22 protein-coding genes are annotated in these 21615 nt (G+C 43.7%); 20 read left to right on the top strand and 2 right to left on the bottom strand.

Features of this window, described 5'->3' with window-relative positions; translation table 11 throughout:
* The first annotated feature begins 70 nt into the window (after positions 1 to 70).
* Positions 71 to 394, top strand: coding sequence for a winged helix-turn-helix transcriptional regulator (locus AACR09_RS21410; protein ID WP_193835664.1), 324 nt, complete (start codon positions 71 to 73; stop codon positions 392 to 394).
* A gap of 352 nt (positions 395 to 746) precedes the next feature.
* Here AACR09_RS21410 and AACR09_RS21405 read toward each other — a convergent pair whose 3' ends face one another.
* Entirely contained in the window at positions 747 to 1640 is an 894-nt protein-coding gene (locus AACR09_RS21405) for a LysR family transcriptional regulator (RefSeq protein WP_193835663.1), read from the bottom strand.
* A 416-nt stretch (positions 1641 to 2056) separates the two neighbouring features.
* On the opposite strand from AACR09_RS21405, the gene AACR09_RS21400 reads away from it, so the two are divergent.
* The 15 genes from AACR09_RS21400 (at position 2057) to AACR09_RS21330 (ending at position 14843) form a co-directional block, all read left to right on the top strand.
* Complete coding sequence (locus tag AACR09_RS21400; protein ID WP_017080668.1) at positions 2057 to 2263, top strand: Flp family type IVb pilin; 207 nt, start codon at positions 2057 to 2059, stop codon at positions 2261 to 2263.
* A gap of 159 nt (positions 2264 to 2422) precedes the next feature.
* Positions 2423 to 2848, top strand: coding sequence for an A24 family peptidase (locus tag AACR09_RS21395; RefSeq protein WP_076645879.1), 426 nt, complete (start codon positions 2423 to 2425; stop codon positions 2846 to 2848).
* A 21-nt stretch (positions 2849 to 2869) separates the two neighbouring features.
* Positions 2870 to 3694 (top strand): Flp pilus assembly protein CpaB, encoded by an 825-nt coding sequence (cpaB, locus tag AACR09_RS21390; RefSeq protein WP_076645869.1) that lies wholly within the window; start codon positions 2870 to 2872, stop codon positions 3692 to 3694.
* A complete protein-coding gene (locus AACR09_RS21385; protein ID WP_102557991.1) occupies positions 3694 to 5064 on the top strand; it encodes a type II and III secretion system protein family protein in 1371 nt (456 codons plus the stop codon). The genes cpaB and AACR09_RS21385 overlap by 1 nt, the downstream gene beginning before the upstream one ends.
* The gene (locus AACR09_RS21380) at positions 5061 to 5540 is read left to right on the top strand and encodes a hypothetical protein (RefSeq protein WP_193835662.1); all 480 of its coding nucleotides are present in this window, start codon (positions 5061 to 5063) and stop codon (positions 5538 to 5540) included. The genes AACR09_RS21385 and AACR09_RS21380 overlap by 4 nt, the downstream gene beginning before the upstream one ends.
* The gene (locus tag AACR09_RS21375; RefSeq protein ID WP_076645872.1) at positions 5540 to 6781 is read left to right on the top strand and encodes an AAA family ATPase; all 1242 of its coding nucleotides are present in this window, start codon (positions 5540 to 5542) and stop codon (positions 6779 to 6781) included. Before AACR09_RS21380 ends, AACR09_RS21375 begins: the two co-directional genes overlap by 1 nt.
* Positions 6778 to 8049, top strand: coding sequence for a CpaF family protein (locus tag AACR09_RS21370; protein WP_017083537.1), 1272 nt, complete (start codon positions 6778 to 6780; stop codon positions 8047 to 8049). Before AACR09_RS21375 ends, AACR09_RS21370 begins: the two co-directional genes overlap by 4 nt.
* Position 8050: 1 nt before the next feature.
* Positions 8051 to 8953 (top strand): type II secretion system F family protein, encoded by a 903-nt coding sequence (locus AACR09_RS21365; protein ID WP_017090273.1) that lies wholly within the window; start codon positions 8051 to 8053, stop codon positions 8951 to 8953.
* The gene (locus AACR09_RS21360; RefSeq protein WP_004733948.1) at positions 8950 to 9792 is read left to right on the top strand and encodes a type II secretion system F family protein; all 843 of its coding nucleotides are present in this window, start codon (positions 8950 to 8952) and stop codon (positions 9790 to 9792) included. The genes AACR09_RS21365 and AACR09_RS21360 overlap by 4 nt, the downstream gene beginning before the upstream one ends.
* A 47-nt stretch (positions 9793 to 9839) precedes the next feature.
* On the top strand, positions 9840 to 10541 hold the full coding sequence (locus AACR09_RS21355) for a tetratricopeptide repeat protein (RefSeq protein WP_193835698.1): 702 nt from the start codon (positions 9840 to 9842) through the stop codon (positions 10539 to 10541).
* Complete coding sequence (locus tag AACR09_RS21350; RefSeq protein WP_193835699.1) at positions 10528 to 11010, top strand: TadE/TadG family type IV pilus assembly protein; 483 nt, start codon at positions 10528 to 10530, stop codon at positions 11008 to 11010. Before AACR09_RS21355 ends, AACR09_RS21350 begins: the two co-directional genes overlap by 14 nt.
* Positions 11000 to 11557 (top strand): tight adherence pilus pseudopilin TadF, encoded by a 558-nt coding sequence (gene tadF / locus AACR09_RS21345; protein ID WP_193835697.1) that lies wholly within the window; start codon positions 11000 to 11002, stop codon positions 11555 to 11557. Before AACR09_RS21350 ends, tadF begins: the two co-directional genes overlap by 11 nt.
* A 10-nt stretch (positions 11558 to 11567) precedes the next feature.
* Positions 11568 to 13124 (top strand): TadE/TadG family type IV pilus assembly protein, encoded by a 1557-nt coding sequence (locus AACR09_RS21340; RefSeq protein ID WP_193835696.1) that lies wholly within the window; start codon positions 11568 to 11570, stop codon positions 13122 to 13124.
* Between the two features lie 8 nt (positions 13125 to 13132).
* Entirely contained in the window at positions 13133 to 13771 is a 639-nt protein-coding gene (locus AACR09_RS21335; protein WP_193835661.1) for an OmpA family protein, read from the top strand.
* A 130-nt stretch (positions 13772 to 13901) separates the two neighbouring features.
* Entirely contained in the window at positions 13902 to 14843 is a 942-nt protein-coding gene (locus tag AACR09_RS21330; RefSeq protein WP_102558000.1) for a sensor domain-containing diguanylate cyclase, read from the top strand.
* A gap of 79 nt (positions 14844 to 14922) precedes the next feature.
* On the opposite strand, the gene AACR09_RS21325 is transcribed toward AACR09_RS21330, so the two are convergent.
* Positions 14923 to 16182, bottom strand: coding sequence for an adenylosuccinate synthase (locus AACR09_RS21325; RefSeq protein ID WP_065681901.1), 1260 nt, complete (start codon positions 16180 to 16182; stop codon positions 14923 to 14925).
* 394 nt (positions 16183 to 16576) lie between these two features.
* Between AACR09_RS21325 and AACR09_RS21320 the strand changes: the two genes are divergently transcribed.
* From AACR09_RS21320 to AACR09_RS21305, 4 genes are all read left to right on the top strand, one after another.
* Positions 16577 to 17488 (top strand): LysR family transcriptional regulator, encoded by a 912-nt coding sequence (locus AACR09_RS21320; protein WP_193835660.1) that lies wholly within the window; start codon positions 16577 to 16579, stop codon positions 17486 to 17488.
* Between the two features lie 282 nt (positions 17489 to 17770).
* Complete coding sequence (dmeF, locus tag AACR09_RS21315) at positions 17771 to 18766, top strand: CDF family Co(II)/Ni(II) efflux transporter DmeF (protein ID WP_193835659.1); 996 nt, start codon at positions 17771 to 17773, stop codon at positions 18764 to 18766.
* The gene (locus tag AACR09_RS21310; protein ID WP_017070724.1) at positions 18744 to 19160 is read left to right on the top strand and encodes a MarR family winged helix-turn-helix transcriptional regulator; all 417 of its coding nucleotides are present in this window, start codon (positions 18744 to 18746) and stop codon (positions 19158 to 19160) included. The genes dmeF and AACR09_RS21310 overlap by 23 nt, the downstream gene beginning before the upstream one ends.
* Positions 19161 to 19794: 634 nt before the next feature.
* On the top strand, positions 19795 to 21519 hold the full coding sequence (locus AACR09_RS21305; protein WP_193835695.1) for a methyl-accepting chemotaxis protein: 1725 nt from the start codon (positions 19795 to 19797) through the stop codon (positions 21517 to 21519).
* The last annotated feature ends 96 nt before the right edge of the window (positions 21520 to 21615 follow it).

The raw sequence follows: 21615 nt of genomic DNA, 5'->3' as shown, positions 1-21615 counted from the left end.
CTACCTAAAAGTAACTAATTACCTTTAGGTAACTATGCAATTGTTACGATGGATAATCTAAGAGGTGGATATGAGTGAACAGGGTAAGCAACCTGAAGGTTACTGCAGCGCTGATAAATATTTGACACTGATTTCTACGAAGTGGACTGCTCACATTGTTTGGTTGCTAGGTCAGAGTAGCGAGATACGTTTTGGACAGATTCAAAAGCAGCTGGCTTTAGTGTCGAGTAAAGTACTTAGTGAGCGGCTGAAGTTGCTTAGCAAGGAAGGTTTCATTTGGCGTAGGCAAGAAGAAACCGTTCCAGTGATGGTATATTACGGTCTGACTAAAAAAGGAAAAGAACTGGCGGATATTGTTGATATTATCGTAAAAAAGTCGGATAGCTGGAATTAGTCTAACGTAATGGTTGTAAAGCTATTCTGTTATCCAACGTCATTACTATGGTGGATTTTTCTGTGTGCATGGTTTAGGCGTTTTTTTCGATATTGAGTGACAAACGCAGTCATAGCTTAAATATCAAATACGTTTAATAGGTTAGTTTTTAATTAGATTTAATCACAAAAATATGTGAGGCTAAATAATGGAAACAAGACCAGTGCATATGTTGGGTAATACATTTCGGTCTTGGTATTAGTATTTAATATGTTTTATTTTAGATTTATATTAGGATAAATAATCGTGTTGAAATATCACACTCGAAGCTGAAGCGTGCAATAGAGTGTGATTGTCAGATTTCAACAGAGTATTATTGAGTTAAATCAGCAACAAATGTTTGCTTGTAACTGGCAGTCGTTTGCAGCTCTTTTTTGATCCATTGGTTGAACAAGCTAAAGTCAGAATGTAATTGCCAGAAAAGGGATGCAATAACTCGCTTACCAAAAAAATCAGGGTGGTCTGTAACTACTTTAAGTATACTATTTTCTACACTTCCCTCTATGAGAAATCCCGGTAAAAAAGCGATGCCTTTTTGAGCCTTACATAGATCGATGATGGTTCCTAAGTCATCCAGTCGCCATAAGTTGTACGATGCTATGTTTGACAAGTTAAGCAGCTCTTCACAACCATCCATTAATAGAACTCGTTGTGATGGTGCTTGAGACTTAAAGGTTACCAGGTCTTCATGAGCCACCCACCAACAGTTGACGTGAAATAACTCCTCTATGTTGAAGTCGTAATTTGTCTTGTGATAGGGGTTACCTAAGGCTAAATCTATCTTCCCTTCATTTATATAGTTACCTAACACGAAACTTGGTTTAGTTACGACAAGTAAATCAACGTTAGGGAATGCTTCTGAAAACGCTAATAGTGTTTTCTTTACATTATTATTAAACACTAATGGGTCTATACCTACCCGGTAGACTATTTGGTCAGATATATTCATTTGCTGTGCGATCGTGACTAGATCACGATATTTCGATACCACAGGTAAAGATAACTGGAATAATCGTTTTCCTTTTTCTGTTAGCCAAACTTTAGAGTGTTCCCTATTAAATACATTGAAACCTAAATCGGACTCAAGATTTTGAACAGCCGTGCTAACGGTTGATTGTGACTTGCCAAGCTTGCGAGCAGCAGAGCTAAATGAACCTTCCTCAACTACCGCTATGAACGAAATGATATTTTCGAAATGTAGTTTCATGATTCGACTAACCTTTTGACACAAATAAATTATATTTTTTATGGTTTGTTGATTTGAAGAACAATAGCGTGATGATAATTGTATTTCAACAAGTTTTATAAGGAGTAATAAAACTGGGTAAATTATTTCTTAGATTGGTTCCAAAGCTTATATAAAGTTTAGATAAGTTAGAATATTGATCGATGTCTTACTTTTTTAAGTTTATAAATTTTATTTAATATTGTCTGGTTAGGTTGATTTTATATGTAACTCATTGTTAATTATGGTTTTGTTTTTAATTCCTTTGCTTTTATTGTGTTTATTTTGATCATTTTTCGTCCGGCCTATTGATTAAGTCGATAGGGGTTATTTTCCATAGATTGGTAACGCTAATTATAATGGCGACGAATTTTCAACAGCCCTTATAGGAACACATAATGATTACTAAGCTATACGTCAAAACAAGCATGTTTTTATCACAATTCAAGAACGATGAGCGCGGTGTAACTGCGATTGAATATGGTCTTATTGCAGTAGCAATGGCTGTATTAGTAACTACTGCAGTAGGCGCTGATGGTTTCATTGGTAAGTTAGAAGGTGCTTTTGAAGATGTCGCTACCGCTATTGACACTGCAAGCAGCTAACATCAAGCCTTATTGGCTAATGTAGATCATATCGAAAGATATTTGTGCCAGACCTATGTTTTCCATTGGTCTGGCTCAGTTAATTAGGAACATCAATTAAGACATACTTTACGCTAATCCATATAAATCTAGGTGATATTTCTAATTGTGAGTTTTGACGTGTATTTACTGATTTTGGTAATCGTGTGTGTCTATGTATCGGCTACCGATTTTCTCTATCGAAAGATACAAAATCACACCTTGTTGATATTGCTCTTTTTACAATGTTTTTTGTCACCGTTAGACATTCAAATTATGAGCTTTCTGCTGGTGTTAGGGGGAGGGTTGATTGTTTACGCCCTGATTTGGATTGGAGCCGGTGATATTAAATATGCCGCAGTTCTATCACTTACTATACCTCTCAACGATTTGCTTTGGGCGTTTGTTATGACGGCTTTTGCTGGCGGTTTTTTAGCCGTTATTTATCTTGTAAAGAACAAGCTAACAAGAAAAACGTCGAACGACCAACAAGGTATTCCATATGGGATAGCAATTAGCGTTGGATTCTACTTGGTAATTTTGACTCAAAACACGCCACATATTTAACCCTCCAAGAATGAGAACATTATGAGATCTCGACTGGTATTACTTGTTGCCATTGCTGCCTTAATAGTGGGCGCGCTAGGCGTTGTCGATTTGTTGAAGAGTGAACCTCAACCGACAACGACCGCTGAAGTGGTGGAAGAAAAAAATGAAGAGCATGTTGCCGTTTGGATGACCACGGAACCTTATGAAAAAGGACGTGCGATCGATGCGCAAGGTGTCGTAAAACAACAACTCCCTCTTAGTGAAGCATTAACGCTTGGTATCAGAGAAGACGCACAAATCAGCTTTTCACCCTCCATTTTGCTCAATCGCAGCCTTAACGCAGGTGAAGTTGTACTGCCTGAATATCAAGTGACGCCAGGCCAGCCCGGATACATCGACCTTTTGGTCACAGAAGGCATGACGTTATACCCACTTAAAGTCAGTGACAAAAACCTAATCAACGATTACATCCGTCCTGGAACGTCCATCGATATCCTCACTGTAAGTTCTCCAAACGATAACTTAGCCGGAATTATCGATAAGCCGAAGCGCTTTAGAGGGGTTAAGGCGTCAATGTTTCTTAAAAACGTCAAAGTACTGAACATTGGAAATGATGCAACTGGCGACAGTTCTATTACCGCTCGCGCTCCGAGTAAAGAGGATGGACTGACTACGGTGGTCATCGAAGTTAGTCCCGACGAGTTACCAAAACTTGCACTAGCGCAACGAACAATGCACATCGAAATTTACCGAAGCCAAACCTACACGCAACCGGAGTATGCAGAGGTGCGCAATATTATCGATAACTATACCGGGATTGCTGAGTTACGTGGTAACGAGAACAACCCGAGAGAGGCTTTGTGATGATGATTCACCATCGAATCAAGCAAGTACTGTTTGCTTCCATTCTAGTGCCGCTGATTGGCTTACTTTCTATAACAAACGCTTTTGCCGCCGATCGCTCCATCACGCTCAACGATGGTCAGCACATCCAGTTAAAAAGTCCGATTGGCCAAGTGTTTATTAATAACCCTGACATCGTCGACTACAAAATAATCAACGACAACACGATAGTTGTGTTCGCCAATGCTATTGGGCAATCGCGACTGATCGTCTATGGCATTGATGGTGATGTTCTGCTTTCCGATCGCATTATTGTTGATTTGGATTTAACGGATATCAGACGTCAACTCAAATTCCATTTCCCTGATGCCAAAGTCAAGGTTCAGTCTGTAGGAGAGCAAGTTGCCGTGAGTGGTCTTGTTGATTCCGAAGCAACTCGTGACGATATCTATCGTTTGGTTGCCACTCTGCTTGGACGAGAAAAAACAGAGAAATGGGACAAAACGGTGAAGCTGGAGTTTAAGTCCGACAACTCAAATTATGAAGAGCCCGAAAGCATGGTGTTTGCCCGCAATATGACGTGGGAAGGGATCATCGAACGAATTGAAGTTGCAACGACCCAGCAGGTTAACGTCAAAATATCTGTGGCTCAGGTAACGGAGTCGTTTGGACAAACCGTTGGTGTTGATTGGAGTTCAGTCGGTTCAAGCGTCGGCGAATTTGTTTTCGACCAATTCGATGCAGCAAACCTGAGTACGTTAATCACGGCATTAGGTAACGACCAGATTGCTGAAGTTCTGGCTGAACCTAACTTAACCGTGTTGTCCGGTGAGTCTGCAAGTTTCCTTGTGGGCGGCGAAGTGCCCGTTATTGTTACTACCAGTAACAATGTGAACATTTCCTTCAAAGAGTTCGGCATCAAGCTCGATCTCACCGCGAAAGTGCTTAGCCAAGACAGAATCCGCATGCAATTAGCGCCAGAAGTAAGCGAAGTTGAAGGTTATATAGAAACGGCAGGTATCAAAGTTCCGCAACTGGCTTCACGACGTGCGATGACCACCGTAGAGTTAGCTGATGGTGACAGCTTCGTCCTTGGTGGCTTGATGAGCAGTGCTGATTTGGAAAAAATGCAAAAAATCCCTTTTGTTGGCGATATTCCCGTTCTAGGTGCCGCATTCCGCAAAGCAACCACAGAAAGAAAACGTACTGAACTGATCATTGTTGCTACCGTGAATCTTGTTGAACCGATGAAACCGAAAGACATTCAACTGCCTTACATCAAGAAGACTTCTACATTGGCGCGCTGGCTAAACATTAAGTGGGATGGCAAGTCGGTGACATCTTCCGATGCAACGATTCGTCTGTTGTCGCAAGGAGGGTTTATCCAATGAAGAAATTACTATTAATGGCGTTATTTACCACGTCACTTTTAGGCTGCGCCTCTGAGCAATATTTTGTCGGACACGGTGCTGAAGCCTTGGTGTACAAAGAGCATCACAGCTTTGAGTTTGCGATGAAAAACCGCGCTGAAACCACCAAGCAGATCAACGCTTTGATTCAAGATATCGAATCAATGGATAAAGAAGCTACCTATGTTGTGGATTACAAATCACCCCGTAGCAAACAGATGTTGCAAAAGATCTTCGATCAATATCCGTCACATGTCATCGCGCCACAAAGAGTCTCGTATCGAAGCGCTCCGTTGTTACCGAACGACTTAAAGATTCAAGTGACCTTAACGCGTTTGAAGACTCAACAATGCGCGCCAGCACAGATTCACGTTCGGTTGAGGCAGCCAGACTGCTTTGCTGAATCGATGCGCTTGAAGCAAGTGGCTTACAAGTCTCGATTGGTAGGAGAGCAATAATGTTTGACCTGACTAAAGCATTAACAACAAAGGCTAAGCCAGTGCAAACCGGAACGACAGGGGTTGCCGGATGTACTTTGTTCTATCAATCTCAAGAGTGTTTAGATCTTGTTCAAGAAGTCTTTCGATTTGAAGGGTGGAATGATCCTGCATGCGTTAAAGCCAAAGCGGGTTTGACCAAACTGACAGAGCAACAGAGTAGCCATATCGTTATTCTGGAACTTAATGAATCGACCAATGTTGTTGAGGATGCTAAAGCATTTGCAAGTAAACTACCCACACACAAAGGCGTGGTGGTGATTGGTAAAGAGGATGCCATTTCTACGCTTCGTTCTCTTAAAGACATGGGTTTTTACTACGTGTTCTGGCCGGTGAATAAGCAGGAATTTGCTGACTTCTTAAATCACGTGAGCAAGAACCTGAAGACGTTCTCTGGTGTGAGTCAGAAACGCAAAGCGAAGCGCGTGGCGATTGTCGGTTCAAAAGGTGGCGTTGGCGCATCGTTTATCACTACTGAGTTGAGCTCAATATTATCGACACAAGGCTCGGACACGATTCTTGTCGATCATCAATATGCCGATACCAACATTGATGTCTTGCTTGGCTTAAAGGATTTTAAGCCGAGAACCATCGATGAGTTCACCGCACCATTGCACGAAATGGATGAAGAAGGGGCGTTGAGTTACCTAATCAACGCTCGCAAAAATTTACGACTGTTGGCGATTGATGGCGACATGAGCCAAAGCGATGTTCTTAATTACAACCAGACCTTGTGCGAGTTGTTAGCGCGCAACACCAATTTCATTATCGAAGACTTTTCTGGTGGTGTGGACTTCAAAGTTGAACCTCAACTCTTGGTAGAAAACTTTGATGTGGTTGTGTTGGTGTTAGACGCATCTGTGTCTTCAGTAAGAAGTGCAAAACGACTGTATGAAAAAGTCTCCAACTTACAGCTTTCGTTATCGTCGCGTACTCGTGTGATTACGGTGGTGAACTACCATCGCCCGGAAAACGCTTACGTCTTACAAAAACCTGATCTTATTAAGTATCTAGGCGCAGAAGTTGATCTCGAAGTCGACTACTGCAAAGCGCTGGCGCACATCATTATCGATGGAAAACGCGGGCATAAGCATGATCGTCACATTAGTCGTTCTATGGAACAGTTGGTGAAGCTGATTAATGGTCAACCGATGGACCAGAAGGGCATGAACTCTTGGTTGAAAAAGGTGCGTGCTAAATGAGTTCTAACAAAGACTTATACCTCGCGTTTCGTGGCCAGATATTTGAAGCCCTAGATGCAGAAGCGGTTCAGAAAATGACCCGCAGAGATCTTGAATCCCAAATACAAGCGGCGGTTGATTTGTTGGCGAATAGCTACCAAAGACCGATCACCTCGATGATGAAGTCAGGGTTAGTGAAAAGCCTAATCGATGAACTGTTTGGTTTAGGGCCTTTACAGCCTTTGGTCGAAGACCAGTCCATTTCCGACATCATGGTGAATGGGCCCAACAACATTTTTTTCGAGCGACACGGCAAGGTGAAAAAGTCCGAAGTCTCGTTTGTGAATGAGGAACAGTTGTTAGCCATTGCTAAGCGTATTGCCTCACGTGTCGGAAGACGTGTCGATGAACTTTCGCCGACGGTCGACGCTAGGTTAGAAGACGGCAGCCGTGTGAACATCGTGATTCCTCCCATTTCGTTGGATGGTACTTCGATCTCTATTCGTAAGTTCAGAGAGCAGAACATCGGCTTTGAAGATTTGATTGGCTTCGGTTCTATGTCTCCAGACATGGCGCGAGTGCTGATGATCGCTTCGCGCTGCCGTATCAATGTGTTGATCTCTGGCGGTACAGGCTCAGGCAAAACGACATTGCTTAACGCGCTATCTCAATACATTGCCGAAGATGAACGTATCGTTACGATTGAAGATGCGGCCGAACTGCGTCTGCAACAACCCAACTTGGTTCGACTCGAAACGCGAACCTCAAGTGTTGAGCAAACCGGAGCGGTAACGCAGCGTGAATTGGTTATTAACGCGCTTCGTATGCGTCCAGACCGCATTATTCTTGGCGAGTGTCGTGGTTCTGAAGCGTTTGAAATGCTGCAAGCTATGAATACCGGACACGATGGGTCAATGTCTACGTTGCACGCCAACACGCCGCGAGATGCGATTGCCCGTGTTGAATCGATGGTCATGATGGCGAACTTAAATCAGCCTCTGGATGCGATTAGAAGAACGATCGTGAGTGCCGTTCAAATGATTGTTCAGGTCAACAGGTTGCGCGATGGGTCTCGTAAAATCACGAGCATCTCGGAAATCGTCGGCCTAGAAGGCGACAGCGTAGTGATGGAAGAGATTTATCGTTTTCGTTATGACGACGCACATTATGGAGAAACCGTTAAAGGTGAGTTTGTCACCGACGGCATTATGCAGCGATCTGAGCTTGTGAAAAAAGCGCAATTCTTCGGGCTCTATGAAGAGCTGAAAGCATCATTTAAGGGGGCCTAGCATGCTTTGGCTTTCGTTAATCCTCTTTGCGTTTGTGCTGCTTTTGATCCGAGATTCAAAGGTAAAAAAGGTTAATCAGTTTTTCAATATTGAAGAAGTAGAAGCTGAAAACTTCAATGCTATTAACGTCAAATCTTTGGTTCGTAAACAAAACTGGCAAAAGTTCAAAGAGTCCATATCACCCACGTTAATGGTGTTAGGCCCGCGTTCTTCTCTTTACATTGCGCTCTATATTACGGGCAGCATCATCGCATCTTGGTACATCGTTGTTGAATTGCTATCAATCACCAATACGTGGTTAGTGCTGGGCTCATCTATGGTATTTACCCTATGTGGTTATCGGTTCCTAGTGACAAGAAGACGTCGCGAATTTGAGAATACGTTCCCAGATGCGCTGAATATTCTAATGAGTGCGGTCACTGCGGGTGACAGCTTAATGCAAGCCATCAGTTATGTAGGCGATGTGATGCACAACCCGATAGGTCGCGAATTTAAGCTAATGGGCGACCGACTTAAGTTGGGTGAGTCACCAGAGGTGGTGCTTCAACGATCGTGCAAAAATTACCCCTACCCAGAGTTTCTATTCTTTACCGTGACTATCAGGGCGAATATTGCTCGAGGTGGGCAACTTAAGGGCGTGATGGCGCGGCTGATTAGAGTGCTAGTGGACTCTCGAACGCTAGAGAAAAAGAAAATGGCGATGACTTCGGAAGCACGAATTTCCGCCAAAATAGTTGCGGCTATTCCTCTGATTTTTATGCTTATTCTCAACTACGTTAATCCCGATAATGTGGAATTTGTTCTCTACGATCCAGAAGGAAGGCTTGTATTGTTTTACGTGCTTGGTAGTGAACTGTTCGGTCTATTTCTTGTTTGGTTGTTAGTGAGAGGAGTACGCGCATGATGTTATTGGCTTCCCTTATTGTGTTGTTTTTTTCGCTACTCTTTTTGATTATCGATTCTATTCGTAAAGAGCAACGACATAAGAAGGTTGCGCTCTATATTGGGGATAATTCGGCTCGCGCACCTTCACGCGTAAATCGCTTTTTTGTTCGTTTTGGTAAAGAACATCGCCATGAACTCGAGCAAAAAATGATAGAGGCGGGTTATTACAACACGGATTGGGCAAAATTCTATTTTCCAGCAAAGTTGTTGGTATTAGCGTTGGTTTCTGGGTTGGTGCTGTTGGGAGATATGACGTCAACCAACAAACTGCTCGTGGTTATTTTCTCGCTGATTGGCGTCATTGTCGTCCCAGATACAATGCTTCAAATGCGCCGCAAGATGTTGATCAGTCGAACCTCAGCTCAATTGCCGTATTTGCTCGACATGATGTCGGTATGTGTTCAAACCGGTATGACGATTGAAGCGGCGCTGGTTTATTTGGGGAAAGAGCTGGCTGAATTTGATTCAGATCTTTGTTACCAAATTAAACGCACATCTGATTCTGCAAAAATACACGGTTTAGAAAAGGCGCTCAATGATCTGAGTGAGCGTATCCCGACGCCACCAGTACGAAGTTTTGTACTGACCATCATTCAAAACCTGCAATACGGCACATCCGTGGCGAGTGTGTTAAGTGACCTCGCTGAAGACATGCGAAAAGTCCAAATTCTTACGGTCGAGGAAAAGGTAGGTAAGCTCTCTGCGAAGATGAGTGTCCCATTGATCCTTTTCATCATGTTCCCGATCGTTATCTTGATTCTCGCGCCGAGCATCATGCAAATGACATTGAATATATAGGGAGATGACGAGTGATTGGAAAACGTTTTTGTCTCATTTTGTTGTCGATGAGTGTGTTGGCGGGTTGTCAATCGGCTCCTTCAGCACAAGACTTGCAGCTTGCCGACGTCACTAGTATGGAAAAAGTGAATAACTATGACGGCTTGATTAGTTATTACAAATCCGAGCTTGAGCAGGGCTCCGAAGACCCAGAGGTAAAAGAGAAACTGGCGTGGGCATATTTCAACAAAGGGGATATCGAGTCGGCAGACTTCTATGTTCAACATTTGCAAAAAGAGGGTGTTGAAAACCCCAACTTGTACCAGTTAGAAGGACAAGTGTTTGATGCAAAAAATGACGTTGAAAATGCCATTGCCGCATATCTAGCTTCTATCGAGGCGGGAAATACAACGGGTCAAATTCACGTCTTGCTCGGCGTGTCGTACACCAAGGTTGGAAGATTTAATGAAGCTTACCAAGAACTGAATCGAGCCCGTTTACGCGGTTATGACGATGTCGTGGTTAAGAACAACATTGCGATGATTCAAATGGCTAATGGCGAGTATCAACAGGCGATCGAAACGTTAGCTCCGGTTTTAAAAGAAGACCCGTCGAATAAGATCGTAAAAGCGAACCTAGCTATCGCACTAATGAAAACTCAGCAAATCGACTCAGCCAAGAAGTTACTCAAAGGTGACTTCTCAGCGGAAGAGATCCAGAGCATCGCCGCTGAATTGACTCATCTAGGAGTTAATGATGAAGCGTCTTAATAAGCAGAAGGGCGTGACAGCGATTGAGTTTGTGTTGGGTGCGCTTGTTCTGTTTTTCGCCACCTTTGCGATCTTCGAATCGAGTTACCAAATCTACGTCGTGAACATGACCGAGTATTCGCTGAGAGAAACCATCAGGAATACCAAAATATATGAAGGTAAAGGGATCAACGAGCAGTACGAAACGAAGTTCAAATCGTTAATCGAAGATGATGACAATCTGTGGAGTTTCTTAATTGATAGCTCACGGTTTTCTATCGCAGGTCAGTACTTCAAAACCTATGACGATTTCGTCGCGAACAGGGGACACTCTGATCAAGGCTTGAACTTCAACTACGACTTAGCCGAAATCACGGTGACCTACCGCTACACGCCAGTGATTAAACTGACTGGCGCTGCTGACAGGGACATTTCAAGCACCATGGTTTTGAACTTAGAACACGAGGGGTGGAAAGATGATGCTCCGTAAGCAACGTGTGCTTTCTAAAAGACACCAACAAGGCTCGTATACGATTGAGTTAGTTTTCATTCTAGTGGCCTTGTGGGGCGTTTATTTGTTTGGAGCAGACTTGAGCTATCAATTACTCGCGCGCGCCAAGCTTGATCGATCCAGCTTTGCCTTAGTCAATGTTATCAAAGAGCGTACTCGTTATTTTGAAGCCGATGTATTGGCAGGACAAAACCTACCTGTAACTAATTCAGAGTTAGAAGACATGGCTAAAGTGGCAAGTCGAATGCTCAATACACCAGTCGATAATGTAGCGATCAAGATAGAGTCATTGACCAATAAAGTTAATGTCGCTGAATTTTCAACCAGCAAGTACAGAAGCTTAAATTGCCAAACCGATTCGATTCTCGAGCATGCAGATTTAGCTCCGGTAGAAAAGGGCGTTGTGTATCCATTGTACAGAATTAGTCTGTGTGAAGAGCAGAGTTCTTGGTTCAAGCCCTTCTTCAACAGCGGCACCAGCACCACGGTTAAGATTGGCTCTTCTTCAATAATGCCTGGGAGATAATGAAATGAAAATGCAGCACGATCGTCATATCAATCGCCAGTATCTCAGTCTCCAAAGACAGCAAGGGGTTGCCGCGGTTTGGATGGGCTTATTGCTTGTTCCAATCATGGGTATGACTTTTTGGGCGGTTGAGGGCACACGTTATGTTCAAGAGACCAGTCGATTAAGAGACTCCGCAGAGGCCGCAGCCATAGCGGTAACCATTGAAGACCAACCGGATCAGGCTCGTGGGCTCGCGACCAAGTATGTCGATAACTACGTGCGAGACATCAAATCAACCAACCTCTCAGCAGACCGGTTCCACCAAGCGGAAGACGAGGGCACTGGGGTTCTGGAATACATCCAATACACAGTGAATGCTAAGACGACACATGACTCTTGGTTCGCGAGTAGCTTTATCCCTTCGTTTGATCAGCAGCAAGACTTAGCGGGACGTTCGTTAGCGAGAAAGTACCCGGTTTACCTTGGTGATAACAACATCGATATTGTGTTTGTGTCGGACTTTTCCGGTTCAATGAACGACAGGTGGGGTTCAAGTCGACACATAAAAATCGACGATCTAAAGACAGCCATCGACGCAATATCCAGCAAAATTCTTTGCACATCGATTAAACAGGACTATGTCGATGGCGAGTGGAAATACGTTTGTGATGAGCCTGGAGAAGATACAACCGGAGACAAACTGCTTAATCGAGTTGGTTTTGTGCCTTTTAACGTTCGAACGAGGGAGATCGTTTCGGGAAATCAAGCTCGGGCGACAAGCCAGTTGAGCTACAAAGATAACTATAAAACGAACGTATCACCTTATTCCTACAACGATGTTAACTGGGATTACTGGCGCACCTATTCACAAAATGACGTGATTAGATGTGCTGACCGGCAGTCACGTTGCTCATATCCAAAACCGGAGAATCAAAAGTACGCCAAACGTATTAAGGATGTGATTTATCAAGATAACTACTTGGTTGCAGACGTATACAACTATGTTGATTTATCGACATCAGTGTCGACGATGTTTACTGATAAGTCGGGGTTACAGCCCGATTTCTATAGTGTGAGCGGAACAAGTTTATTTAACGCGCATGGTTCTTCCAATTCATCGCAGTTTTCCAACATTCGCCTGTCGAACAAGCTCTCAGACTTGAATCCGATTAATTCGATGTGGGCAGACGGCGGGACTGCGGCATTTCAAGGTATTTTGAGAGGTTCTCAGGTGCTCCATGATGGTGACCCGAACAGTTCCGATCAAGAAGAGCAGCAAGTCTACAACAAGAAAATTAAGATGTTGCTGATCTTAAGCGATGGGCAGGAGAGTCCGAATAACGGCATCCTCAAAGGGTTAGTCGACAGAGGCATGTGTGACAAAGCAAGAGAGGAAATACCGGGCTTATACATAGGTGTTGTTGGTATCGATTTTCGAGCATCTCAACAAAGTGGTTTTCAAGACTGCGTTGTCGACCCAAATGAAGACATCATCGACGTATCTAACCTAGATGAATTGATTGAAAAGATAGAAGAACTCATCCGTAAAGGCTCAAAAACAAGCGGAATAACTAAGTTGTACTAGAGGAAAATATGAAAAAGTTAATGATCGGTTCAATCGTCATATCGACATTGCAATTTAGCCTTATCGCCAATGCAGAAGAAGGCATCAGTGTTTATTGCGATACTGCGTTCAGTGAGTATCAGCACAGTGTCACGGTTGATGATGTCGTTGGCATTGCACAGCACAGACAGGGCTTTTTACAAATTGAGCAGCCGTCTGACAGCCGTGAGCTAAAACAAGCGTTAGCAGGTCAATCTAATCTAGGTATGAACCAGTCAGGATGTAAGACTTGGATCAGTAACCAAGAGCGTCACGGGTTGTTGGCACGACTTCATTTTGGTTTTGACCAACACAACTTATCGCCGATGGGCAGCAAAGCACTGAGCCAACTTGCAGGCGAGTTAAAGACTAACGGCAGTGCGATTACGGTAGATGGACACACTGACAGCACTGGCGAAGCAGGTTACAACCAAGCATTGGGTCTACAAAGAGCACTGACGACGTCGGATGGTTTAATCATGGATGGTGTAGAGAAGAATCGCCTTGTTATACGCTCATTTGGTGAAAGTAAACCTATTGCGTCCAACGCAACGGCAGAAGGTAGAGCCAAGAATAGACGCTCAGAAATTTGGGCCTCTGCGAACGATGCCGCTGAATTAGAAAATTAGGATGTAGGGTTTGGTTGTTGCTTAGTACTAGGTAATAACCGCCCTAGATTGTCGCTCTTGGGATTTTTGTTACAACGTATACTAATGAATATTCAATTAAGTTTAACTGTCTGATACTAAAGAAATATTAATGCTTTTTGATAAGTTCTCTTCTGAAGGGATGCAAAAAAATATCGATGTCGATACTTGGGTATCTATATTGGATAACATACGAGACATAATGGACGCATCGAATGCGGGCATCATCATGATCTCTGATTTGAGTTGCTCTGGTTCTGAGAGTGTGTGGAGCTCCTCAAACATATCGTGTAACCAACATAAGAGCAAAATTAGCCTCTTTTGCGAGTATGTGCATAACGAAAATCGCACGGTCTATTTGAGTGGTCATGCTGGTGGTGATTCCGTTTCTGCGAATGGGGCGGATGCCTATAAGTCGTTTTGCGGTGTCCCGGTAAGAGATATCGATGGCGAAGTGTTTGCGGTGCTCTTGGTGTTTGATTTAAGCCCAACAGCGTATACCGAGAGCCAAGTTAGCTTGATTGAAAACATATCAACTCTATTGCGTTCTGAAATTCTATTAAAAGAAGAGAGCCGGATTTTATACAAGAATAGTCATTTTGATATCATGACAACGCTGCTTAATCGAAGGGGATTCTTCCATGAATTCAACAAAGCAAATATAAGCGATGGTGAGATCGTTTGTTTGTATTTCGACTTGGATAATTTGAAGTATATCAATGATACCTATGGCCACTTCAAAGGTGATGACTATATCTCTGGCTTTGCGTCATGCATAAAAAACAATTCAAAGTACAACATCATATCGGCTAGGGTCGGTGGTGATGAGTTCATTGTCGTCATACACTCAGAAGAGGCTGGTTATGCTTCTGAGTTGGTCAATAACATTCACGCTGAATTCGATGATTTCATTGAAGGCTTTCGTTGCGATGATGAGGTGCCACTCGGTTTTTCATATGGTTGTGGTACGGCGGATTCCCAAAGTTTCAACATCATAAATCTAATAAAGTCTTCCGATGAAAACATGTACCTCAATAAGAAGAACAAGATTTAGATGTTCGTGACAGGCGTAAAAAAGCCCACTAGTGTGGGCTTAGATGTAGATGTAGATGTAGATGTAGTAGTCTTCTAAACTAAGCTCGAATGATCATTTGTTCGCGCTCTGGACCTACTGATACCATCACGATTGGCACACCCATCAACTCTTCGATACGCGTAACGTAATCTTGTGCCGCTTGAGGAAGGCTCTCAAATGTGCGGCAACCGGTGATATCTTCATCCCAACCTGCCATATCTTCATATACAGGTTTTAGCTCAGCCGTTTGTGGCCAAATCGGGTTCTCAGTGTGTTCACCTGAGTAAGCGGTACAGATCTTAAGTTCAGACAAACCAGATAGGCAATCAATCTTAGTCAGTGCGATTTCAGTCGCGGCTTGTAGGTCAACGCCGTTGCGAGTAGCTACAGCATCAAAGTAACCCATATCACGTGGGCGACCCGTAGTTGCACCATATTCGTTAGAGCTTTCGCGGAAGCTGTCTTGCTCTTCCATTGCTGTAACTAGCGTGCCAGTACCTACAGATGAACTGAACGATTTAGCAACGGCAATAATACGCTCAGGGCGAAGGGCAGGTAAACCGCTCCCAATGCCTGCATAAGCTGCGGTTACATTCGAAGACGTTGTCCAAGGGTATTCACCGTAGACAAGGTCACGACCTGCACCTAGCTGAGCTTCAAACAATAGGTTCGCGTCTTGTGATTGCAGTGCTTTTAGCGGCTCAGTTACGTTGCAGATGAACGGGCGCCACGCTTTAGTCACTTCAAGTAACCACTCTGTCATTTCAGAAGCTGTCTGAGTGAAATCACATTGAGGGTATAGAGCCTTCAGTTGAGGCATCTTCCAATCAAGCAGGAATTGAATGCGTTGCTCTAAAATCTCAGGTTGATTCAACCAACCGACAAGAATGCCTTTCTTCATCACGCGATCACCGTATGCTGGTGCAATACCTTGACGTGTTGAGCCATAAGCGCCGTCACCTAAACGTTCTTCTTCAAGCGTATCTTCAAGGGCATGTAAAGGCAGACATAGTGTCGCACGATCTGAGATCGCCATTTTCACTTTGATGCCAGCCTCTTGAACTTCTGCAATCTCTTGAGTTAGCGCAGCAGGGCTGATCACCATGCCAGGGCCAAGAACCGCCGTACAATCAGGATTAAAAATACCACTAGGTAGTTGGTGCAGTTTGAATGTACCGAAGTCGTTTACTACGGTATGACCTGCATTGTTTCCGCCTTGAAAACGAATGCTAGCAGAAGCTTGGTCTGCTAAAAAATCGACGATGCGGCCTTTGCCTTCATCACCCCAGTTTGCGCCCACAACAACGATAGATGGCATAATTTTTCTCCTAACTGATTGAGAAATCATGTTAGGCCTACAAAGTGGATAAGAGAAATTAATTATCTTTATTATCTTGATAAGGATTCCATATACCCTTAAAGTCTTAAGCTACAAACGAGATTCCCTATCGCGTTCGTTTCTCACTGTAGGGAATGACGGGGTGGGGTGTAAATCGTAGTAGAGAGTGACGCGATTGCAGTTCCTTACGACTGGAAGTGACGAACCTAACGTCGACTCGATTTCGTGGCGTCATTCCAGAACCGAGGAACGAGGTATCAGGAATCTCAAACCACAAGTGAGATTCCCTATCATGTTCGTTCCTCACTGTAGGGAATGACGATGGGGCATTCTTTACTTTAGGGAATGATGTAAGTAACACGAGAGAGGGGATATGATGCTCGATATTAATTTGTTGAAGACGTTTGTGACGCTTGCGGAGTACAAGCATTTCGGGAAAGCGGCCAATGCACTGCATATGACACAACCCAATGTGAGTTTGCACCTAAAACAACTGGAACAACAAACACGCATCAAGTTGATAGAGCGAAGTCCGTTTCAACTGACTCAAGCAGGTGAAAGGTTACTAGAGACAAGTCAAAGAACATTACTCGAACTGCAGATTTGTCAGGCCGATCTCAACGCCATTAACGACCTTAAAATAGGCACGTTAACTATTGCCGTGAGCGACATCATCTCTCGATTCTTGCTAATTCGCCCGTTCCAGAAGTTCAAAGCGCGGTATCCGGGTATCGACCTAACGCTACTGAACACTACGTCATCTCAAGCATCGAGTTTAGTTAAGAACGCTCAGGCGGATCTTGGTTTTGTGATTGCGAAAGAGCAGCACAACGAGTCGCTCTATTTTACTAAGCTTCAAGAGCTTTCATGGTGTGCGTTAGGCGATGGCCTAGACATGCAATACTCTGATAGCAAGACAGGAAACGAGGTTAAAGATGACGATATAGAGACAGAACTCACATTGATTCTACTTGGCCACGATACGAGAACCCGTGACTTCATTGATGAAGGTTTACCAAGCCTTAATCTGCCTAATTATAGGGTGATGGAAGTAGGGAGTGTCGACGCTCAAATCGACTGGGCAGAAGCCGGGTTTGGGGTCGCTATCGTGCCTGAGTTTGCGGTATCCACCAAGCAGTATCTGCATTCGCAAGTGACACCGTTGATCAACTTCTCGAGCACCTGTCTCGGCTATATTGTTAGGCAGAACCAAGTGTTGTCGAAAGCCACCAAGCAGTTGTTAGGTTGGGTGAATGATGAGATTACTCTGTTGCAAAACCAATAACTCCATCTGATCTATCTAAGCCCACCTCGCGTGGGCTTTTTTGTGTCTGCAAAGCGCAGCTGTTTCTCCACCTAATAGGTTGTCGAGCTAATTAGATCCCCCTATAAATTATTACTCTCCCAAATCAGAGCCTTAAAATTCATCGTTGACAGTGTTTGATAATCAAACTAAATTCCATTTATTGATTTGATAATCAAACTACTTGTGAGTCAAAGCACTTTTTTGAGCAAGATTAATCAGTAACGACTCCTAATATTGAACACACGAGCTAAGGACGCCATTTTGAGTTTTCCAACACGTCACCAACACAACTTTTCTTCACATAACAGCCAAGGTGAAAAGCGTACTTTCTACGTTCTCTTGTTAACTATCATCACCATGGTTGTCGAGATCGTTGCCGGTACTATTTACGGCTCTATGGCGTTACTTGCTGATGGTTGGCACATGGGGACGCATGCTGCAGCGTTTGGTATCACTTTGTTTGCATACCGATATGCGAAGAAACATGCCGAGAGCGAACGTTTCTCTTTCGGTACCGGTAAAGTCAGCGTGTTAGGGGGCTACACCAGCGCGATTGCATTGGGGATTGTGGCATTACTGATGCTGGTGGAATCGGTACATCGCTTGTTTAACCCGCAAGCAATTCAGTTCAATGAAGCGATCATCGTTGCTTGTATTGGTTTAACTGTGAATGTGGTGAGTATGTTTTTACTTGGCGATCACCATCATGATCACGGACACGAGCATAGCCACAATCATAGTAAGAATCACGGTCATTCACATAGTCATGATCACGATAGCGAGCATGGTCATAAGCATGGCGGGCATCACGGACACCATCATGATCACAACCTACGCGCAGCCTACATGCATGTGTTGGCGGATACTTTGACGTCTCTGCTTGCGATTGTTGCGCTGCTATTTGGTAAGTTTTACGGTTGGAACTGGTTAGATGCAGCAATGGGAATGGTTGGCGCATTCGTGATTGCCAAGTGGACGATGAACCTTATGAAACAAACCAGCCCAATCCTGCTGGATGAGAATATCGACCAAGATTATCGTGACTCAGTGACCGAAACCTTAACGCCTTATGCGTCGGTAACCGATTTCCATATGTGGAAGGTGAGTGGACATCACTATTCAGCAGCGATTACTCTTGAATCAAACAGTGACAAAACCGTCTCTGAATATAAACAAATGCTCGCCAAGTTTGATAAGATTAATCATCTTACTCTTGAAGTGCATTCAAACGACCATGCGAAATATAGAACAGCTTAACCAAATACTGACTGAGTTCTACGATAAAATGTCTTCGTGGGAGCAGTCTGTTGTCAAAGAGACAGGTTATTCCCTTGCTCAAGTTCACACCATTGAAGTGCTTGGTATGCATGGCGCGTTAAGAATGAAAGAGCTCGCTGAAAAGCTTGGTATCACCACGGGTACGCTTACCGTTCAAATCGAAAAGTTGGTTAAAGCTGAATTGATTGAGCGCCATGAACACCCAACAGATCGTCGTGCGATTGTGGTTGCTTTGACTGATGAAGGGCAGAAGATACACGTTCACCACAATCAGCTTCACTTGAATTTGGTTAATGGACTAACACAAGACATCGAAGAAGATGAGAAAGCGGTGTTATTGAAGTGCCTAACCAAGATGGTAAAAGCGTTTTAGTCAGCCTTGAATTCGCACCTAACTCTTTAGCTGCAAAGCGATTGACTAGAAAATCAAAAGATGGATCTGACTCGAATTGAGTAGGTCCATTTTTTTCGCCGTTTACGCTCTACTGTACAATCATCAATAGACGGATTCACTGTTTAAAAACCAAGTCAAAACCTCCAATATTGCGCTTCGCTCGTGCTCTTCTGGAGAGCCAAAAAAATGTCATCATAAATAATGCGTTCAAATGCGCTTCAAAGCCTTTTAATTCAATGCCTTGTATGCCGTGGTGTTCAGGCTGTTTATGTTCCGTCAAATAGCTGTCTCTCACTTTTATCATTCAACTAATGTACATGTATTCAATTTGTGTTATTGATGCTTTTATCTTTAGTGAAAAGATTCATTCTCTGTTTGAATACCATTGAGAATGTCACTGCTGGTGGGCTGAACAGTCGCTAGATTTAGTGCTCATTACTGATACAAAAACCATAACCATAACCATAACCATAACAATAACCAGGTCGCACGAGTTGTATTCCATGCTTCGATGCGATCAATTAGATACTCATAGTTAATTTAGTAAAGACGAGCCACGTATATGAATATAAAGAAAAAGCTCTATTCGTTGGGGATGTTCTCCATCTTCGGCATGATTTCATTGTTGTTTACCACATCGCAATTTGCAGACACCACCGCTCAAATGAGCGAAGCCAAACAAATCACCAAAGAACTTGAAGTGCGACTACTCAATCTTCGCCGTAACGAGAAAGATTTCCTATTACGTAGTGATATGAAGTACCTCGCCAAGTTCGACGTAAACTACAACAAATTCTTAGCGTCTGAATCTGAGCTAGATACAGTGCTCAGTGATTTAGGCTTAGCCAACAGCACACACCTTCGTGAAGACATCGAAACTTACCACACCAGCTTTGTTAACCTAGTAAAAGCGAGCGAAGTCTATGGGCTAGCACGTGACAAAGGCATGCTAGGCGAGTTTCATGTTTTGCTCGATAACATCAGCGCGACAGCCAATGCTGAACAAAAAATCGAGCTTTACCTGTTCAATGACTTAATTGAAAAGGGTGAGTTCGATCCGAGTGTTCTTTCTATTACTTCTAATGCTGGAAGCTCAACTGCTTTGATAGATGCTGCACGTCAAGTGGTTGAACAGAAGCGAGTGATTGGCTTGAAGCACAACGAAGGTCTGCTTGGGCAAGCTCGCTCGGGTTCTCATGCTATCGAAACTCAATTTAAAGAGTTCTCAGCGGTATTGGACCAAGAAACCCAACAAGAGATGGACAAACTATCGCTGATCAACAACATCCTTTGCGTCACGCTACTCGTGTCGATCATTCTGTTCAGTTGGTTAATTGTCCGTTCTATTATCGGCAAGATTGAGTCATTACTCTCGGTGATTCGCAACATCGTTGATTCTAACGACGTGTCTATTCGTTCGCACCTTGATGGCAAAGACGAACTCAGCACTTTAGGCCAATACTTCGACCAATTGCTTGATCAGCTGGAAGGCTTGATCGCGGCATCTCAATCTAAGTCACTGCAACTGACACAAAGCACGTCGAACATGCATGACGAGCTAGAGTCAGTCATCAAACAGTTTGAAGTTCAAGCAAATCACACCTCAACCATGACAACGTCAGTGCAAGAGATGGTACTCACTATTGGCGAGATCTCAGAAAGCACATCAGTTGCGGCTGAAGGTGTTCATCAAGCAAAAGTGAATGCCGATAAAGGCCGTGAAGTGGTGGTTGATACGATCAGCAACATTACTCAGTTGTCTGAACGCCTTTCTAGCAGCCAAGATTCGATCAGCTCATTGAACCATCATGTGGATCAAATTGGCGATGCGGTAAATATCATCCAAGGCATTGCAGAACAAACCAACTTGCTGGCACTGAACGCAGCCATTGAGGCAGCACGTGCCGGTGAACAAGGCCGAGGCTTTGCCGTGGTTGCAGATGAAGTTCGTGCTCTTGCAAGCAGAACGCACCAATCAACGACTGAAATTACCAGTGTAGTAACGGCAATTCAAAGTCAAATGAACGCTTCTATGACCGAGATTGGTGAATGTAACCAACAAGGCCAACTGACTCTGAAAGATTCGGAAGAGCTCGATGCTAGCCTGCAGCTTATCTTAAGCGACATGGAAAGCATCCAGGGCAACTCTGAGCGTATTGCATCAGCGATTGAAGAGCAGGGTGCTGTTATGGCACAAGTGAGCGACTCAATCACTGAGTTAAACACCATTTCAAGTGATAACAACGCTTCGGCGCAACATTGCTTAGTTGAAGTGGATAAAGTCGCAGAGCAAGCCCATGAGATGGACAAAGCGGTGGCGCAGTTCAAGACTTCGTAAAATTTAGAGCAAACTAAATCAAAGGCGTGGATCATCTGCGCCTTTTTTTGTGCCTGAAATTCACTAGTCTGAAGGCGCGAATAAAAAACGGCCCGA

The sequence above is a fragment of the Vibrio sp. OPT20 genome, assembly GCF_963889365.1.
In the GTDB taxonomy this organism is placed as follows: Bacteria; Pseudomonadota; Gammaproteobacteria; order Enterobacterales; family Vibrionaceae; genus Vibrio; species Vibrio splendidus.
This window is presented reverse-complemented; position numbering and strand designations above follow the sequence as displayed.

Coding starts and splice junctions, on each gene's coding strand:
- AACR09_RS21385 (WP_102557991.1), top strand. CDS start 3,694: ATGATGATTCACCATCGAATCAAGCAAGTACTGTTTGCTTCCATTCTA.
- AACR09_RS21360 (WP_004733948.1), top strand. CDS start 8,950: ATGATGTTATTGGCTTCCCTTATTGTGTTGTTTTTTTCGCTACTCTTT.
- cpaB (WP_076645869.1), top strand. CDS start 2,870: ATGAGATCTCGACTGGTATTACTTGTTGCCATTGCTGCCTTAATAGTG.
- AACR09_RS21400 (WP_017080668.1), top strand. CDS start 2,057: ATGATTACTAAGCTATACGTCAAAACAAGCATGTTTTTATCACAATTC.
- AACR09_RS21330 (WP_102558000.1), top strand. CDS start 13,902: ATGCTTTTTGATAAGTTCTCTTCTGAAGGGATGCAAAAAAATATCGAT.
- AACR09_RS21325 (WP_065681901.1), bottom strand. CDS start 16,182: ATGCCATCTATCGTTGTTGTGGGCGCAAACTGGGGTGATGAAGGCAAA.
- AACR09_RS21355 (WP_193835698.1), top strand. CDS start 9,840: ATGAGTGTGTTGGCGGGTTGTCAATCGGCTCCTTCAGCACAAGACTTG.
- AACR09_RS21305 (WP_193835695.1), top strand. CDS start 19,795: ATGATTTCATTGTTGTTTACCACATCGCAATTTGCAGACACCACCGCT.
- AACR09_RS21405 (WP_193835663.1), bottom strand. CDS start 1,640: ATGAAACTACATTTCGAAAATATCATTTCGTTCATAGCGGTAGTTGAG.
- AACR09_RS21340 (WP_193835696.1), top strand. CDS start 11,568: ATGCAGCACGATCGTCATATCAATCGCCAGTATCTCAGTCTCCAAAGA.
- AACR09_RS21365 (WP_017090273.1), top strand. CDS start 8,051: ATGCTTTGGCTTTCGTTAATCCTCTTTGCGTTTGTGCTGCTTTTGATC.
- tadF (WP_193835697.1), top strand. CDS start 11,000: ATGCTCCGTAAGCAACGTGTGCTTTCTAAAAGACACCAACAAGGCTCG.
- AACR09_RS21310 (WP_017070724.1), top strand. CDS start 18,744: ATGCGAAATATAGAACAGCTTAACCAAATACTGACTGAGTTCTACGAT.
- AACR09_RS21375 (WP_076645872.1), top strand. CDS start 5,540: ATGTTTGACCTGACTAAAGCATTAACAACAAAGGCTAAGCCAGTGCAA.
- AACR09_RS21320 (WP_193835660.1), top strand. CDS start 16,577: ATGATGCTCGATATTAATTTGTTGAAGACGTTTGTGACGCTTGCGGAG.
- AACR09_RS21335 (WP_193835661.1), top strand. CDS start 13,133: ATGAAAAAGTTAATGATCGGTTCAATCGTCATATCGACATTGCAATTT.
- AACR09_RS21350 (WP_193835699.1), top strand. CDS start 10,528: ATGAAGCGTCTTAATAAGCAGAAGGGCGTGACAGCGATTGAGTTTGTG.
- AACR09_RS21410 (WP_193835664.1), top strand. CDS start 71: ATGAGTGAACAGGGTAAGCAACCTGAAGGTTACTGCAGCGCTGATAAA.
- AACR09_RS21370 (WP_017083537.1), top strand. CDS start 6,778: ATGAGTTCTAACAAAGACTTATACCTCGCGTTTCGTGGCCAGATATTT.
- AACR09_RS21380 (WP_193835662.1), top strand. CDS start 5,061: ATGAAGAAATTACTATTAATGGCGTTATTTACCACGTCACTTTTAGGC.